Raw genomic sequence first — 13,001 nt, forward strand, 5'->3', positions numbered from 1 at the left:
GTGCCGCGTACGGCTGAAACTCCACAAATCACAGGTTGGGGGACTCGAGATAGAGCGCACCCCAGATGATCTGGGTGAGGGTGTCGGCCAATTCGGCGTCGTAGGACGGCGGATGTGACGGCAGATTCTGGTGGCAGGTGCGCTCCACCATCCAGGTCAGGGTGCTCGCCGTGGCGGCCGCAGGCAGTTGCGGCCGGATCGACCCGTCGGCCTGACCGTCCTCGATCACCCGGGTGAGCTGGTCACCGATCCCGGCCAGCAGCTCGCGGTAGGTCTGGCCGACCAGTGGGTCGTAGCCCGACATCTCGTTGAGTGCGATCAACACCGGCTGGTGGCGGCGATAGCTCGCGATGATGCCCGACATGGCGGCATGGACATCGGCGGGGTCGCGCCGACCGGCGACAGTCCACCATCGTTCGGCGGCCTGGGTCAGATCGCCGAACACCTGGCTGGCCAGCCGGCGCAGCAGATGGCCCTTGTCCTCGAAGTAGATGTAGAAGCTGGCCCGGGAGATCCCGGCCTCGGTGGCCAGTTTGTCGACGCTGAGCTCGGTGAAGCTGGTGCCGTCGGCCATCAGCCGGTCGGTGGCATCGAGCAGTTGGCGTTCGATCCGCTCGCGCCGTTCCTCCCTTTTGGCCTGCGGTTTTCGCGTTACCGATGGCATGGGCCCAGCGTATCGGAACGGGTCACACCTTGACTAGACATAGTGTCTAGACTTATCGTCACCAACATGACTGTGTCGCCCATCACATCTGCTCCGTCCTGGCCCGCTGCCGCCCGCCCGTACGACCCGATCGACCTGTCGTCGCGGGTGTTCTGGGCCACCACGGCCGCCGATCGCGAGGTGGCCTTCGCCGAGCTGCGTGCCTCGCGCCCGGTGAGTTGGCATCCGCCGGTCGAGGACGCGCTCATGCCGGATCCCGACGATCGCGGGTTCTGGGCGGTCACCCGGCACGCGGACATCGTCGCGGTCAGCCGTGACAGCGAGACATTCCTGTCGGGCAAAGGGGTGCTGTTCGAATCCATTCCGGAGGAGCTGCTCGAGGCGTCACAGTCTTTCCTGGCGATGGACGCGCCGCGGCACACACTGATCCGCAAACTGGTCCACGCAGCGTTCACCCCCCGGCAGGTTGCCCGCATCGAAGACTCGATCAAGGAGAACGCGCGCCAGATCGTGGCCGAACTCAAGGAAGTCGGCAGCGGGGTGGACTTCGTCGACCAGTGCGCCAAGGAGCTGCCGATTCGCACGCTGTCGGACATGGTCGGGATACCCGAGTCCGAACGTCAGCGGGTGGCACATGCTGCGGATGCGCTGGTGTCCTGGGCCGACCCTGTCTACCTCGCCGGGCGCGACCCGCTCGAGGTGCTGCTGCAGAACCAGATGTATCTGCATCAGGTCGCGAATGCGCTTGCCGCAGAACGCAGGCAGAACCCGGGCAACGATCTGATCAGCGCGCTGGTCCACGCCGAGGTCGACGGGGACCGGCTCACCGATGCCGAGGTCGCGGCGTTCTTCGTCCTGCTGGCGGTGGCAGGCAACGACACCACCCGCCAGACCACCAGCCACGCCCTCAAAGCGCTCACCGACCATCCTGGCCAGAGGGCCTGGCTCATGGCGGATTTCGACGACCGGATCGGCGGCGCCGTCGAAGAGTTCGTCCGCTGGGCCACACCGGTGATGACGTTTCGCCGCACTGCGGCCGTCGATGTCGAACTCGGCGGAGCGCAGATCGCGGCGGGGGAGAAGGTGGTGATGTTCTATTCCTCGGGTAACCGGGATGGCCAGGTGTTCGACCGGCCCGAGGTCTTCGATCTGAGCCGAAAGCCCAATCCGCACCTGGGATTCGGGGGCGGTGGCCGCCACTTCTGCCTCGGCGCACACGTCGCCCGGACGCAGTTACGGGCGATCTTCGGTGAGCTGCTGCACCAGCTGCCCGACATCGCGGCGGGCGAACCGGCCTATCTGGCGGGCAACTTCGTGCACGCTATCCGGTCGATGCCGTGCACGTTCTGAGCTCGCCGGCCAACAGGGCCAGCATCTCCGAACAGCCCGCTTCGACCTTCACCGCCGCCAGGTCGTCGCCGCGGGTGGCGCCGCGGTTGATGATGCCGACCGGGATGCCGTGGGCTGCGGCATGCCGGACGAACCGGTAGCCGGAGTAGACGGTAAGAGAGGAACCCGCCACCAAGAGCGCCTCGGCCTCGTCCACCATCGAATAGGCCTGCTCGACACGGTCTTTGGGGACACTCTCGCCGAAGTAGACGATGTCGGGTTTGAGCATGCCCGCACAGGCCTGGCAGCCCACGATGACGAACGACTCGGTTTCGCGCACCACGGCGTCGGCGTCGGGAGCCACCGCGATCCCACCGACCGCCTCGGCGCGTTCGATGAATCCGGGATTGGCCGCCTCCAGCAGCGTGGCCAACTCGTCGCGACCCATCGTCGCGCCGCAGTCCAGGCAGACCACCTGCGCGTAGGTGCCGTGCAGGTTGACCACCGATCGGCTGCCGGCCTTGCTGTGCAGCAGATCGACGTTCTGGGTGATCAGTCCGTTCACCACACCGGTGGATTCCAATGCGGCCAGGGCCCGGTGCCCGGCGTTGGGCATGGTTTGGTCCATGTGGCGCCAGCCGACATGGTTGCGGGCCCAGTACCGTTGCCGGAACAGCGGATCGGAGGTGAACTGCCGGATGGTCATCGGATTGCTGGGCGGGGAGTCGGGCCCGCGGTAGTCGGGGATGCCCGAATCGGTCGACATCCCGGCCCCGGTCAACACCGCGACGCGGCGCCCCTGAAGCAGGGCGACGAGTTCGGGAGCATCCACGAGGTCCAGGGTAGATCGGAACTCACCGGAGGCAGCGGGCACCGGCAATGAGTGTGGGAGAGTGGCGGAGTGCCGGTCTCGACAGCCTCGCCCGAATTCGCTGACCGTACCCGGCGGGTGGCGGAGGTGGCGCTGGAGGCCGGGCGTGCGCTGGGCCTGCCTGCCACGAACACGACGGTGCTGCACGACGCGTTCTCGATTGTCGTCCGCCTGGAACCGACCCCGGTGGTGGCGCGCGTCCAGGTTGTGCTGCCACCCGGGATGACACCCCAGGCCCAGGCTGAGCGGCAACAGCGGGAACTGGACGTGGTCGCCTGGCTCGACAGTCAGGGCCTACCGGTCGTGGTTCCGGCACCGATGCTGCCCCGGTCGCCCGTGCGCCGAGAGGGGTTCGGGATGACGTTCTGGGAGCTGGTCGATGTTGCGGCGGACCATGAGCCGTACTCGGCCGTCTCCATGGCTCATACCGCGACGTTGCACGCGGCCCTTGCGCGATATCCGGACGAATTGCCGTTTCTCACCCCGGTCAACCGATCGCTCGGCGGCTTGATCGACAACTTGGACGATGCGGCGCCGTTGCTGCCGAGCGATGTCAGCCGAATACGCGACGAATACGCGGCGCTGCGATCGGTGCTCGCCGACCGTGCCTCGTTCGAGGCCAGGTTCCCCGACGTGAGTGTTCAGACCATTCACGGGGACGGGCCGGCGCTCAACGTCATCCGGACCACCGACGGCGTGCGGTTCGCCGATTTCGAGGACGTCACTTGTGGTCCGGTGGAGTGGGATCTCGCGCTGGCCGGCCCGGCGGCGGCGGCCGAGTACGACGCGGCGGCGCGGGAACTGGGCTTGCGAGTCACGAATCCCGAAGTGCAGCGTTTGGTCGATGCCGCCGCGACGTTGACCATGGTCAGCTGTGTGACCCTGATACCTCAGCTACCGGTGCTCGCCGACGGAGTGCTGCCGATGCTGGAGTCTTGGCGCGAGTCTGCGCCGCTGACCTGAAATTCATCCGAGGCACTCGGCGGCAGGGACCACTTCGGCGCTCATGTTGCGCCGCATCATCTCCAGCGCGGCCTGGCCCAGGCCGGCATCGATGTGCGCCACCGCGTCAGCCGGGATCACCACGTCGAAATGTCGCACGTACGCGTCCAGGGCGCTGTAGAGGATGCACTGCTCGGTGACCTGGCCCGCCAGGATCAACCGCCGGGTCTCCAGCCGGCCCAGCAGATAATCGAGTGCGGTCGCATAGAACACGCTGTGGCGCACCTTGGTCAGCAGCAGGCAGCCGTCCGCGGGTGCGATCGGGCGCACCAGGTCCGGATGCGCACCGGTCAGGGCGGACTCGACGATGTCGCTGAACTGGGCGGTGAAATCGCCGTAGTTGTCGTTGACGTAGATCAGGTCGACATCGTCGCGGCCGCGCGCCGTCTCGATCAGCCCGACCAGCGGATCGATGATCGCTGCCACATTGGGTGCCAGCAATTCGGCATCCTCGTGCCGGTAGGTGTTGAGCATGTCTACGACCACCAGTGCGGTATCGCTCATGCGTCAATTGGTACCCGCTGGCCCGATCTTGACACTTTTCGGGTGACAATGGGCGCGATGGACTTCTACAGCGCCTATCGACACGGTTTCGCGCGGGTTGCCGCCTGCACTCACCACACAGCGCTGGCGGATCCGCCGGCGAACGCCGAATCGGTGCTCCGGTTGGCGCAGGCCTGCCACGACGACGGTGTGGCTGTCGCGGTGTTCCCCGAATTGACCTTGTCGGGGTACTCGATCGACGACATCGTCATGCAGGATGCGCTGCTGGAATCGGTGGAACAGGCGCTCGTCGAAATCGTCGCGGCGTCGGTGGTGTTGACGCCGGTCCTGGTGGTGGGCGCGCCCCTGCGGTACCGGCATCGGATCTACAACACGGCGGTGGTCATCCACCGGGGCGCGGTGCTCGGTGTGGCACCCAAGTCCTATCTGCCGACGTACCGCGAGTTCTACGAGCGCAGGCAGATGGCTCCGGGCAACGATGTGCGTGGCACCATCCACGTGGCCGGTGCCGAGGTGCCGTTCGGGCCCGACTTGTTGTTCGTGGCCTCCGATGTTCCCGGTCTGGTGCTGCACGTCGAGATCTGCGAGGACATGTTCGTGCCGGTGCCACCCAGCGCGCAGGCTGCGATGGCCGGCGCCACGGTGCTGGCCAATCTCTCGGGCAGCCCCATCACAGTCGGTCGCGCCGAAGATCGTGCGCTGCTGGCACGTTCGGCCTCATCGAGGTGTCTGGCGGCGTATGTGTACGCTGCGGCCGGCGAGGGGGAGTCGACGACCGACCTGGCTTGGGACGGCCAGACCATGATCTGGGAGAACGGGCTGCTGCTCGCCGAGAGCGAGCGCTTTCCGCGGGGTGAACGGCGCTCGGTGGCCGACGTGGACCTGGAGTTGCTGCGGTCCGAGCGGCTGCGGATGGGTACTTTCGATGACAACGCCAGACATCATGGCGCCCAAGTGGATTCATTCCGCCGCATCGATTTCCAGCTCGACCCGCCGACCGACGACATCGGGCTGCGGCGTGAGGTCGAGCGGTTTCCGTTCGTTCCGGCGGACCCCACACGGTTGCAACAGGATTGCTACGAGGCCTACAACATACAGGTTTCCGGGCTGGAGCAACGGCTGCGGGCGCTGAACTACCCCAAGGTGGTCATCGGGGTGTCCGGTGGTTTGGATTCCACGCATGCCCTGATCGTGGCCGCGCGGGCGATGGACCGGGAAAACCGGCCACGCAGCGACATCCTCGCGTTCACCCTGCCCGGCTTCGCCACCGGTGACCGGACCAAGAACAACGCCATCCGGTTGAGCCGTGCCCTGGGTGTGACGTTCGAAGAGATCGACATCAAGAAGACTGCCGAGCTGATGCTCACCGAGATGGACCATCCGTTCGGCCGGGGCGAGAAGGTTTACGACGTCACGTTCGAGAACGTGCAGGCCGGTTTGCGCACCGACTACCTGTTCCGGTTGGCCAACCAGCGCGGCGGCATCGTCTTGGGCACCGGCGACCTGTCCGAGCTGGCGCTGGGCTGGTCGACCTATGGGGTCGGTGACCAGATGTCGCACTACAACGTCAACGGCGGTGTGCCGAAAACCCTGATCCAGCACCTGATCCGCTGGGTGATCTCGTCGGGGCAGTTCGGCTCCGAGGATTCCGAAGTCAACGAGGTGTTGCAGTCGGTACTGGAAACCGAGATCACCCCGGAGCTGGTCCCCACCGGGGAGGACGAGGAGATCCAGAGCAGCGAGGCCAAGGTCGGTCCGTATGTGCTGCAGGACTTTTCGTTGTTCCAGGTGCTGCGCTACGGGTTCCGTCCGTCCAAGGTGGCGTTTCTGGCCTGGCACGCCTGGCATGACGCGGCCCATGGGGATTGGCCCGCCGGGTTCCCCGAGGACAAGCGCCCGGCGTACTCGCTCAAAGAGATCCGGCACTGGCTGCAGGTGTTCGCGCAGCGGTTCTACTCGTTCTCCCAGTTCAAGCGTTCGGCGCTGCCCAATGGTCCCAAGGTGTCGCACGGCGGATCCCTCTCGCCGCGCGGGGATTGGCGGGCGCCCTCGGACATGTCGGCACGTATCTGGCTCGACGAGATCGAGCGGAGCATCCCCGAGCAATAGATGCCTGGCCAGCGTCTAGAGGCGGCCCTGTGCCCGCAGGTCCGGATGTACCCACTCCGGTGAGCGGCGGGCCTTGAACGCGCGGAAGCCCTCCATCGCCTCCTCGCCGCTGTAGCTGGCCTTCATGCCGATCCGGTCGTAGAGGCCCATGTAGCTGTCCAGGCTGGACTTGACCACCCCGCGGGCCCGGGGTGCGGTCCGGCAGCATTGGCTGAGCACTTCCGTTGCCGCAGAGAGCAGTTCGTCGTGGGGGACCACGCGGGCGACCATGCCCCAGTCGACCGCCTCCTGCGCCGTGAGGGTGCGGCCGGTGAACATCAGGTCGCGGGTGCGCACGGGTCCGATGAGGCGCGCGAGCATCTGGCTGTAGTAGGTGTCGGCGATGCCGCGGTACAACTCGGGTACCCGGAACGTGGCGCGGTCGCTGACCACGGCCATGTCGCTGCAGATCGCGATCTGCAACCCGCCGCCCTGGCACAACCCGTTGACCGCGCTGACCACCGGCTTGACCGATTGGCGCAGGGTTTCGAACGGCGTGACATCCATCGACAGGGCCGCGCCGAAACTCATCCAGTCGTCGACGCCGTTGCCGCCGCCGAGGTCACCACCCGGTGCGAACACGTCCCCGGCCCCGGTGATGAGCAGGCCGGCCAGATCCGGGTCGGCCTCGACATGGGTGACCGCGTACCGGATGCCGAAGTACATGGCCGGTGTCATCGCGTTGCGGGCCTCCGGGCGATCGAGGGTGACGACGCCGAACGGACCCCGTCGCTCGAATTTGAGATAGGGGGTGCCGAGCCAGTCGCCGTCGGGTGGCCGTGGGGAGAGTCCCTGCGTCATGGTGGCGACTATAACGCCAACGGTATCGGCTTCAGTTGGCCGTCTCAGGGGGTCAGGACGGCGTCGACGTCGGCGGCCGACGGCGCGCAGTCGCCGGCCCCGCGCACCAAGGTGGCCAGGGCCCCGGCGGCACAGGCGCGCCGCAGCGCCTGCTCGTGGCCCGCGGTCCATCCGGCGGCCAGCACCCCGGCGAACACGTCGCCGGCGCCGGCCGTGTCCAGTGCCTGCACCGTGGGGGCCGGCACGTCGAAGCGCTCGTCGGAGCTCAGATAGCTGGCTCCTCGTGCGCCTCGGGTGATCACCAGATGCCGCACCGGCCAATGCCACTCGGCCGCCTCGGTCTCGTTCACCACCACCACGTCGACCAGTTCCGACAGGGCCAGCAGGTGATGGGCGGGGGTGCCCCCGGGCGACGCGTTGAGCATCACCACCGCTCCGGCCGCCCGTGCCAGCTTGGCTGCCGCGATCGCCGTCGTCACCGGGATCTCCAACTGGATCAAGGTGACCTCGCTCCACACGATGGCGGAACGGGCCGCCGCGGAATCCACCTCGAGGCGCGAGTTGGCGCCCGGTGCCACCACGATGCAGTTCTCGCCGACGGTGTCGACCAGGATCGCCGCCGATCCGCTCGGACCGGGCACGCAGGCCACGGACTCGGCGCCGACCCCGTTGGCCTGGAGATGACGGCGCAGGATCGTGGCGGCCGCATCGTCACCGATCGCGGCCACCAGTTCCACCTCGGCACCGGCGCGCGCGGCCGCCACCGCCTGGTTTCCGCCCTTGCCGCCGGGCGCCGAAGCCAGTGACGATGCGAGCACCGTCTGCCCCGGGCGCGGCAGTGCGCCGACGGTGAACGTGAGATCGGCGTTGATACTCCCGACGACGCAAACCCGCGCAGCGGCCATGGATGAAAAGGCTAGTTGCTACCGGCGCCTGACACCTGTCGAAGCACCTCAACTCCTCCGATACGCTGGCTAGATGAGCGTTCAGACAGAGTCTCCGACGACTGCCGTGCCCGACGCCGACCTGCGCGGGCAGGTGCACGAGGCCGCGCGTCGGGCCCGCGTCGCCGCCCGCGTCCTGGGCACCCTGAGCGCCGAGACGAAGAACCGCGCGCTGCATGCCGCCGCCGACAGCGTGCTGGCTCACGTCCACGAGATCCTGACTGCAAATGCCGCCGACGTCGAGGCCGCGCGTGCGGCCGGGACCCCCGAGTCGATCCTGGACCGCCTGGCGCTCAACCCACAACGGGTCGACGGCATCGCCGCCGGTCTGCGCCAGGTCGCCGGACTGCCCGATCCGGTCGGCGAGGTGTTGCGCGGCCGCACCCTGCCCAACGGACTGCAACTGCGTCAGCAGCGGGTGCCGCTCGGCGTCGTCGGAATGGTCTACGAGGGCAGGCCCAACGTCACAGTCGACGCCTTCGGGCTCACCCTGAAATCGGGCAACGCCGCTCTGCTGCGCGGCAGTTCGTCCGCGGCCCGGTCCAACGAGGCGCTGGTGGCCGCGCTGCGTTCGGCTCTGGCGTCGGTCGGTCTGCCCCTGGATGCCGTGCAACTGCTGCCCAGCCACGACCGGGCCAGCGTCACCCACCTGATCCAGGCCCGCGGCCTGGTCGACGTGGTGATCCCGCGCGGGGGAGCCGGCCTGATCGAGGCCGTGGTGCGCGATGCGCAGGTGCCCACCATCGAGACCGGTGTGGGCAATTGCCATGTCTACGTTCATTCCTCGGCCGACATCGACCTGGCCTGCAAGATCCTGCTGAACTCCAAGACCCGCCGTCCCAGCGTCTGCAACGCCGCCGAGACCCTGCTGGTCGACAAGGCGCTGGAGGCCACCGCGCTGCCGCGGCTGACCGCGGCCCTGCGCGAGGCCGGGGTCACGGTGCACGCCGATCCCACCGACGAGGAATTACACACCGAGTTCCTCTCGATGGACATCGCCGTGGCCCTGGTGGATGGGGTCGACGGGGCGATCGCCCACATCAACACGTACGGCACCGGGCACACCGAGGCCATCGTGACAACGGATCTTGCTGCGGCCCAGCGTTTCACCGAGCAGGTGGACGCGGCCGCGGTGATGGTCAACGCGTCCACCGCGTTCACCGACGGAGAGCAGTTCGGTTTCGGCGCAGAGATCGGCATCTCCACCCAGAAGCTGCATGCCCGCGGACCCATGGGCCTGCCCGAACTGACCTCGACCAAATGGATCGTGTGGGGAGACGGTCAGACCCGCCCGGCCTAGGCGCCGACCAGACAGAAGCCAGGAGACCACATGAGCGTGCCCGCTCGCCCCGCTCCGTTGTTCGCCGACATCGACGATGTCGCGCGGCGCCTCGCGGAGACCGGATACCTGCCCGACACCGCCACCGCGACAGCGGTTTTCCTCGCCGACCGGCTCGGTAAACCGTTGCTCGTGGAGGGGCCCGCGGGCGTCGGCAAGACCGAACTGGCCCGCGCGGTCGCGGCGACCACCGGCTCGGAGCTGGTCCGGTTGCAGTGCTATGAGGGCGTGGACGAAGCCCGCGCACTCTACGAGTGGAACCACGCCAAGCAGATCCTGCGAATCCAGGCCGGACAGGCCGGCGGGTCGGGCACCGATTGGGACCAGACCAAGGACGACGTGTTCAGCGAGGAGTTCCTGCTGACCCGTCCGCTGCTGACCGCGATCAAGCGCACCGACCCGACCGTCCTGCTGATCGACGAGACCGACAAGGCCGACATCGAGATCGAAGGCCTGCTGCTGGAGGTGCTTTCCGACTTCGCGGTCACCGTCCCGGAACTCGGCACCATCACCGCCGAACGGCCGCCGTTCGTGCTGCTCACCTCCAATGCCACCCGTGAGCTTTCCGAGGCGCTCAAGCGTCGCTGCCTGTTCCTGCACATCGACTTCCCAGACCCGGACCTGGAGCGCCGCATCCTGCTGTCCCGGGTGCCCGAGCTTCCCGAGCACATCGCCACCGAACTGGTGCGGATCATCGGTGTGCTGCGCGGGATGCAGCTCAAGAAGCTGCCGTCGGTCGCCGAGACCATCGACTGGGGCCGCACCGTCCTGGCCCTGGGACTGGACACCATCGACGACGAGATGATCGCCGCCACCCTGGGTGTGGTGCTCAAACACCAGTCAGACCAAGTGCGAGCCGCCGGCGAGCTGAGGCTGAACTAAATGGTTCCCCGCCGGGTTCGACCGCCCCAGCCGCTGGCCCCCCACGGTTGGCCCGGGCACCTTGTCGAGTTCGTAGAAGCCCTTCGCGGGCAAGGGATCTCCGTCGGCCCGTCGGAGACGGTCGATGCGGGCCGGGTGATCACCGTGCTGGGGCTCGGCGACCGGGAGGCGTTGCGGGAGGGTATCGCGTGCGCGGTGCTGCGGCGTCCGGACCACCGCGAGACCTACGACGCGATGTTCGACCTGTTCTTCCCGGCGGCGCTCGGCGCGCGCACGGTGCTGGATGACGACGACGATGCCGCCGACGGCGACAGTCAGCCCCAGCTGCCGCCCGAGGACATCGAGGCGATGCGCGAGGCCCTGGTGCAGATGCTGGCCGACAACGAGGATCTGGCCAACCTCGACGACCGGATGGCGGCGATGATCGCGCGGATCGTCGAGGCCTACGGTCGATACAACTCCAGCCGCGGTCCGTCGTACTCGTCGTATCAGGCACTCAAGGCCATGAGCCTCGACGATCTGGAGGGCCGACTGCTGGCCGGGCTGCTCGCGCCCTATGGCGAGGAGCCGACGCCGACCCAGGAGGAGATCGCCAAGGCCCTGGCCGCTCAGCGCGTCTCCCAGCTGCGCAAGATGGTCGAGTCCGAGACCAAGCGGCGCACCGCCGAGCAGCTGGGCCGAGACCACGTGCAGATGTACGGGGTGCCGCAGCTGGCCGAGAACGTCGAGTTCCTGCGCGCTTCCGGGGAGCAGCTGCGCCAGATGCGCAAGACCGTGCAGCCGCTGGCCCGCACGCTGGCGACGCGGCTGGCGGCCCGGCGTCGGCGGTCCCGGTCCGGCGAGATCGACTTGCGCAAAACACTGCGCAAGTCGATGTCCACCGGCGGTGTGCCGATCGACGTCGTGCTCAAGAAGCCGCATCCGGCCCGCCCCGAGCTCGTGGTGCTCTGCGATGTGTCGGGGTCGGTGGCCGGGTTCAGCCACTTCACCCTGATGCTCGTCTCGGCGCTGCGCCAGCAGTTCTCCCGGGTACGTGTGTTCGCCTTCATCGACACCACCGACGAGGTGACCGACATGTTCGGGCCCGAGGCCGATCTCGCGGTGGCGGTGCAGCGCATCACCCGCGAGGCGGGGGTCTACACCCGCGACGGGCATTCCGACTACGGGCACGCTTTCGTATCCTTCCTGGACAAGTTCCCCAACGTGCTGTCGCCGCGCAGCTCGCTGCTGGTGCTGGGCGACGGCCGGAACAACTACCGAAACCCCGAGACGGAGCTGCTCGCGCACATGGTGTCGGCCAGTCGGCACGCGCACTGGCTCAACCCCGAGCCCAAGCATCTGTGGGGTAGCGGGGACTCCGCGGCACCGAAGTACCTCGAAACCATCCCGATGCACGAGTGCCGGTCGGCCAAACAGCTGGCCGCCGTGATCGACGGGTTGCTGCCGGTCTGAGCCGCGCTTGCGGCTGCCGTAAGCTGCCTCTTTGTGGCAAGACGGCGCAGGCTGGGTGTGATGGGCGGGACGTTCGATCCTGTCCACCACGGCCACCTGGTGGCCGCCAGCGAGGTCGCCGACCTGTTCGAACTCGACGAGGTGGTTTTCGTCCCGACCGGTCAGCCGTGGCAGAAGCACGATCGGCGGGTCAGCGCCGCTGAGGACCGGTATCTGATGACGGTGATCGCGACCGCCTCCAACCCGCGCTTCTCGGTCAGCCGGGTCGACATCGATCGGGGCGGCGCGACCTACACCAAGGACACCTTGCGTGACCTGCGCGATCTCAACGACGACACCGACCTGTACTTCATCACCGGCGCCGATGCCCTGGCATCGATCCTGTCCTGGCAGAACTGGGAGGATCTGTTCTCCATGGCGAGGTTCGTGGGCGTCAGTCGGCCGGGTTACGAGTTGGACGGTGAACATATCGAGGCGGCGCTGCGTGAGCTGCCGCCGGACGCATTGACGTTGGTCGAGGTGCCCGCGCTGGCGATCTCGTCCAGTGACTGCCGTAAGCGGGCCGCCGAAGGCCGGCCGATCTGGTACCTGGTACCCGACGGTGTGGTGCAGTACGTGGCCAAACGCGGGTTGTACTCCGCAGACGGGAAGGGTGAACGCATCATGGAGCCGATTCGATGAGCGCGACCGATGAGGCCGTCGCGATGGCGACGGTGGCCGCCCAGGCCGCCGCGGCCAAGCTGGCCGACGATGTGGTGGTCATCGATGTGTCGGGCCAGTTGGTGATCACCGACTGCTTCGTGATCGCATCGGCCTCCAACGAGCGACAGGTCAACGCGATCGTCGACGAGGTCGAGGAGAAGATGCGACTGGCCGGGTACAAGCCCGCCCGCCGTGAGGGCACCCGTGAAGGACGCTGGACGCTGCTCGATTACGTGGACATCGTGGTGCACATCCAGCACCAGGACGAGCGGGAGTTCTACGCCCTTGAGCGGTTGTGGCGAGACTGCCCGACGATTCCGGTCGAGCTTGGTGGTCCGGCGGACCCGGAGTTCACGGAATGAG

The 13,001-nt window shown here is 67.5% G+C and carries 13 protein-coding genes; 8 read left to right on the forward strand and 5 right to left on the reverse strand.

Annotated features, from left to right (window positions below; all coding sequences use genetic code 11):
* Window positions 1–28: 28 nt before the first annotated feature.
* A complete protein-coding gene (locus tag BKG60_RS08125; RefSeq protein WP_070943471.1) occupies window positions 29–664 on the reverse strand; it encodes a TetR/AcrR family transcriptional regulator in 636 nt (211 codons plus the stop codon).
* 66 nt (window positions 665–730) lie between these two features.
* Between BKG60_RS08125 and BKG60_RS08130 the strand changes: the two genes are divergently transcribed.
* Window positions 731–2,014 carry a cytochrome P450 gene (locus BKG60_RS08130; protein WP_075909496.1) on the forward strand — a complete coding sequence of 428 codons (1,284 nt, stop codon included), beginning with the start codon at window positions 731–733 and terminating at the stop codon, window positions 2,012–2,014.
* Here the strand turns inward: BKG60_RS08130 and BKG60_RS08135 are convergent.
* A complete protein-coding gene (locus BKG60_RS08135) occupies window positions 1,986–2,825 on the reverse strand; it encodes an NAD-dependent protein deacetylase (RefSeq protein ID WP_075909497.1) in 840 nt (279 codons plus the stop codon). The genes BKG60_RS08130 and BKG60_RS08135 overlap by 29 nt on opposite strands.
* A gap of 69 nt (window positions 2,826–2,894) precedes the next feature.
* Here BKG60_RS08135 and BKG60_RS08140 point away from each other — a divergent pair, with 69 nt between their 5' ends.
* A complete protein-coding gene (locus BKG60_RS08140) occupies window positions 2,895–3,827 on the forward strand; it encodes a phosphotransferase (protein WP_075909498.1) in 933 nt (310 codons plus the stop codon).
* 3 nt (window positions 3,828–3,830) lie between these two features.
* Here BKG60_RS08140 and BKG60_RS08145 read toward each other — a convergent pair whose 3' ends face one another.
* Entirely contained in the window at window positions 3,831–4,370 is a 540-nt protein-coding gene (locus BKG60_RS08145; RefSeq protein ID WP_075909499.1) for a cysteine hydrolase family protein, read from the reverse strand.
* Window positions 4,371–4,427: 57 nt separating this feature from the next.
* Between BKG60_RS08145 and BKG60_RS08150 the strand changes: the two genes are divergently transcribed.
* A complete protein-coding gene (locus BKG60_RS08150) occupies window positions 4,428–6,479 on the forward strand; it encodes an NAD(+) synthase (RefSeq protein WP_070189047.1) in 2,052 nt (683 codons plus the stop codon).
* A gap of 15 nt (window positions 6,480–6,494) precedes the next feature.
* Here BKG60_RS08150 and BKG60_RS08155 read toward each other — a convergent pair whose 3' ends face one another.
* Together BKG60_RS08155 and BKG60_RS08160 are read right to left on the reverse strand one after the other, a co-directional pair.
* The gene (locus tag BKG60_RS08155; RefSeq protein WP_070189048.1) at window positions 6,495–7,319 is read right to left on the reverse strand and encodes an enoyl-CoA hydratase/isomerase family protein; all 825 of its coding nucleotides are present in this window, start codon (window positions 7,317–7,319) and stop codon (window positions 6,495–6,497) included.
* Window positions 7,320–7,363: 44 nt separating this feature from the next.
* A complete protein-coding gene (locus BKG60_RS08160) occupies window positions 7,364–8,224 on the reverse strand; it encodes a ribokinase (protein ID WP_070189049.1) in 861 nt (286 codons plus the stop codon).
* Between the two features lie 73 nt (window positions 8,225–8,297).
* On the opposite strand from BKG60_RS08160, the gene BKG60_RS08165 reads away from it, so the two are divergent.
* The 5 genes from BKG60_RS08165 to rsfS are packed head-to-tail and all read left to right on the forward strand — an operon-like array spanning window position 8,298 to window position 13,000.
* On the forward strand, window positions 8,298–9,563 hold the full coding sequence (locus tag BKG60_RS08165) for a glutamate-5-semialdehyde dehydrogenase (protein WP_075909500.1): 1,266 nt from the start codon (window positions 8,298–8,300) through the stop codon (window positions 9,561–9,563).
* A 30-nt stretch (window positions 9,564–9,593) separates the two neighbouring features.
* The gene (locus tag BKG60_RS08170; protein WP_075909501.1) at window positions 9,594–10,484 is read left to right on the forward strand and encodes an AAA family ATPase; all 891 of its coding nucleotides are present in this window, start codon (window positions 9,594–9,596) and stop codon (window positions 10,482–10,484) included.
* Window positions 10,485–11,936 (forward strand): vWA domain-containing protein, encoded by a 1,452-nt coding sequence (locus BKG60_RS08175; protein WP_075909502.1) that lies wholly within the window; start codon window positions 10,485–10,487, stop codon window positions 11,934–11,936.
* Window positions 11,937–11,969: 33 nt separating this feature from the next.
* Window positions 11,970–12,617: a nicotinate-nucleotide adenylyltransferase gene (nadD, locus tag BKG60_RS08180; protein WP_075909503.1), complete on the forward strand. Its 648-nt coding sequence runs from the start codon at window positions 11,970–11,972 to the stop codon at window positions 12,615–12,617.
* Entirely contained in the window at window positions 12,614–13,000 is a 387-nt protein-coding gene (rsfS, locus tag BKG60_RS08185) for a ribosome silencing factor (RefSeq protein WP_070189054.1), read from the forward strand. The genes nadD and rsfS overlap by 4 nt, the downstream gene beginning before the upstream one ends.
* The last annotated feature ends 1 nt before the right edge of the window (window position 13,001 follow it).

The organism is Mycobacterium syngnathidarum (genome assembly GCF_001942625.1).
Lineage (GTDB): Bacteria > Actinomycetota > Actinomycetes > Mycobacteriales > Mycobacteriaceae > Mycobacterium > Mycobacterium syngnathidarum.

What these genes read in the sequence shown, in the direction of transcription:
- BKG60_RS08125 (WP_070943471.1), bottom strand. Translation starts at nt 664, where the DNA reads ATGCCATCGGTAACGCGAAAACCGCAGGCCAAAAGGGAGGAACGGCGC.
- BKG60_RS08130 (WP_075909496.1), top strand. Translation starts at nt 731, where the DNA reads ATGACTGTGTCGCCCATCACATCTGCTCCGTCCTGGCCCGCTGCCGCC.
- BKG60_RS08145 (WP_075909499.1), bottom strand. Translation starts at nt 4,370, where the DNA reads ATGAGCGATACCGCACTGGTGGTCGTAGACATGCTCAACACCTACCGG.
- BKG60_RS08150 (WP_070189047.1), top strand. Translation starts at nt 4,428, where the DNA reads ATGGACTTCTACAGCGCCTATCGACACGGTTTCGCGCGGGTTGCCGCC.
- BKG60_RS08155 (WP_070189048.1), bottom strand. Translation starts at nt 7,319, where the DNA reads ATGACGCAGGGACTCTCCCCACGGCCACCCGACGGCGACTGGCTCGGC.
- BKG60_RS08160 (WP_070189049.1), bottom strand. Translation starts at nt 8,224, where the DNA reads ATGGCCGCTGCGCGGGTTTGCGTCGTCGGGAGTATCAACGCCGATCTC.
- BKG60_RS08165 (WP_075909500.1), top strand. Translation starts at nt 8,298, where the DNA reads ATGAGCGTTCAGACAGAGTCTCCGACGACTGCCGTGCCCGACGCCGAC.
- BKG60_RS08170 (WP_075909501.1), top strand. Translation starts at nt 9,594, where the DNA reads ATGAGCGTGCCCGCTCGCCCCGCTCCGTTGTTCGCCGACATCGACGAT.
- BKG60_RS08175 (WP_075909502.1), top strand. Translation starts at nt 10,485, where the DNA reads ATGGTTCCCCGCCGGGTTCGACCGCCCCAGCCGCTGGCCCCCCACGGT.
- rsfS (WP_070189054.1), top strand. Translation starts at nt 12,614, where the DNA reads ATGAGCGCGACCGATGAGGCCGTCGCGATGGCGACGGTGGCCGCCCAG.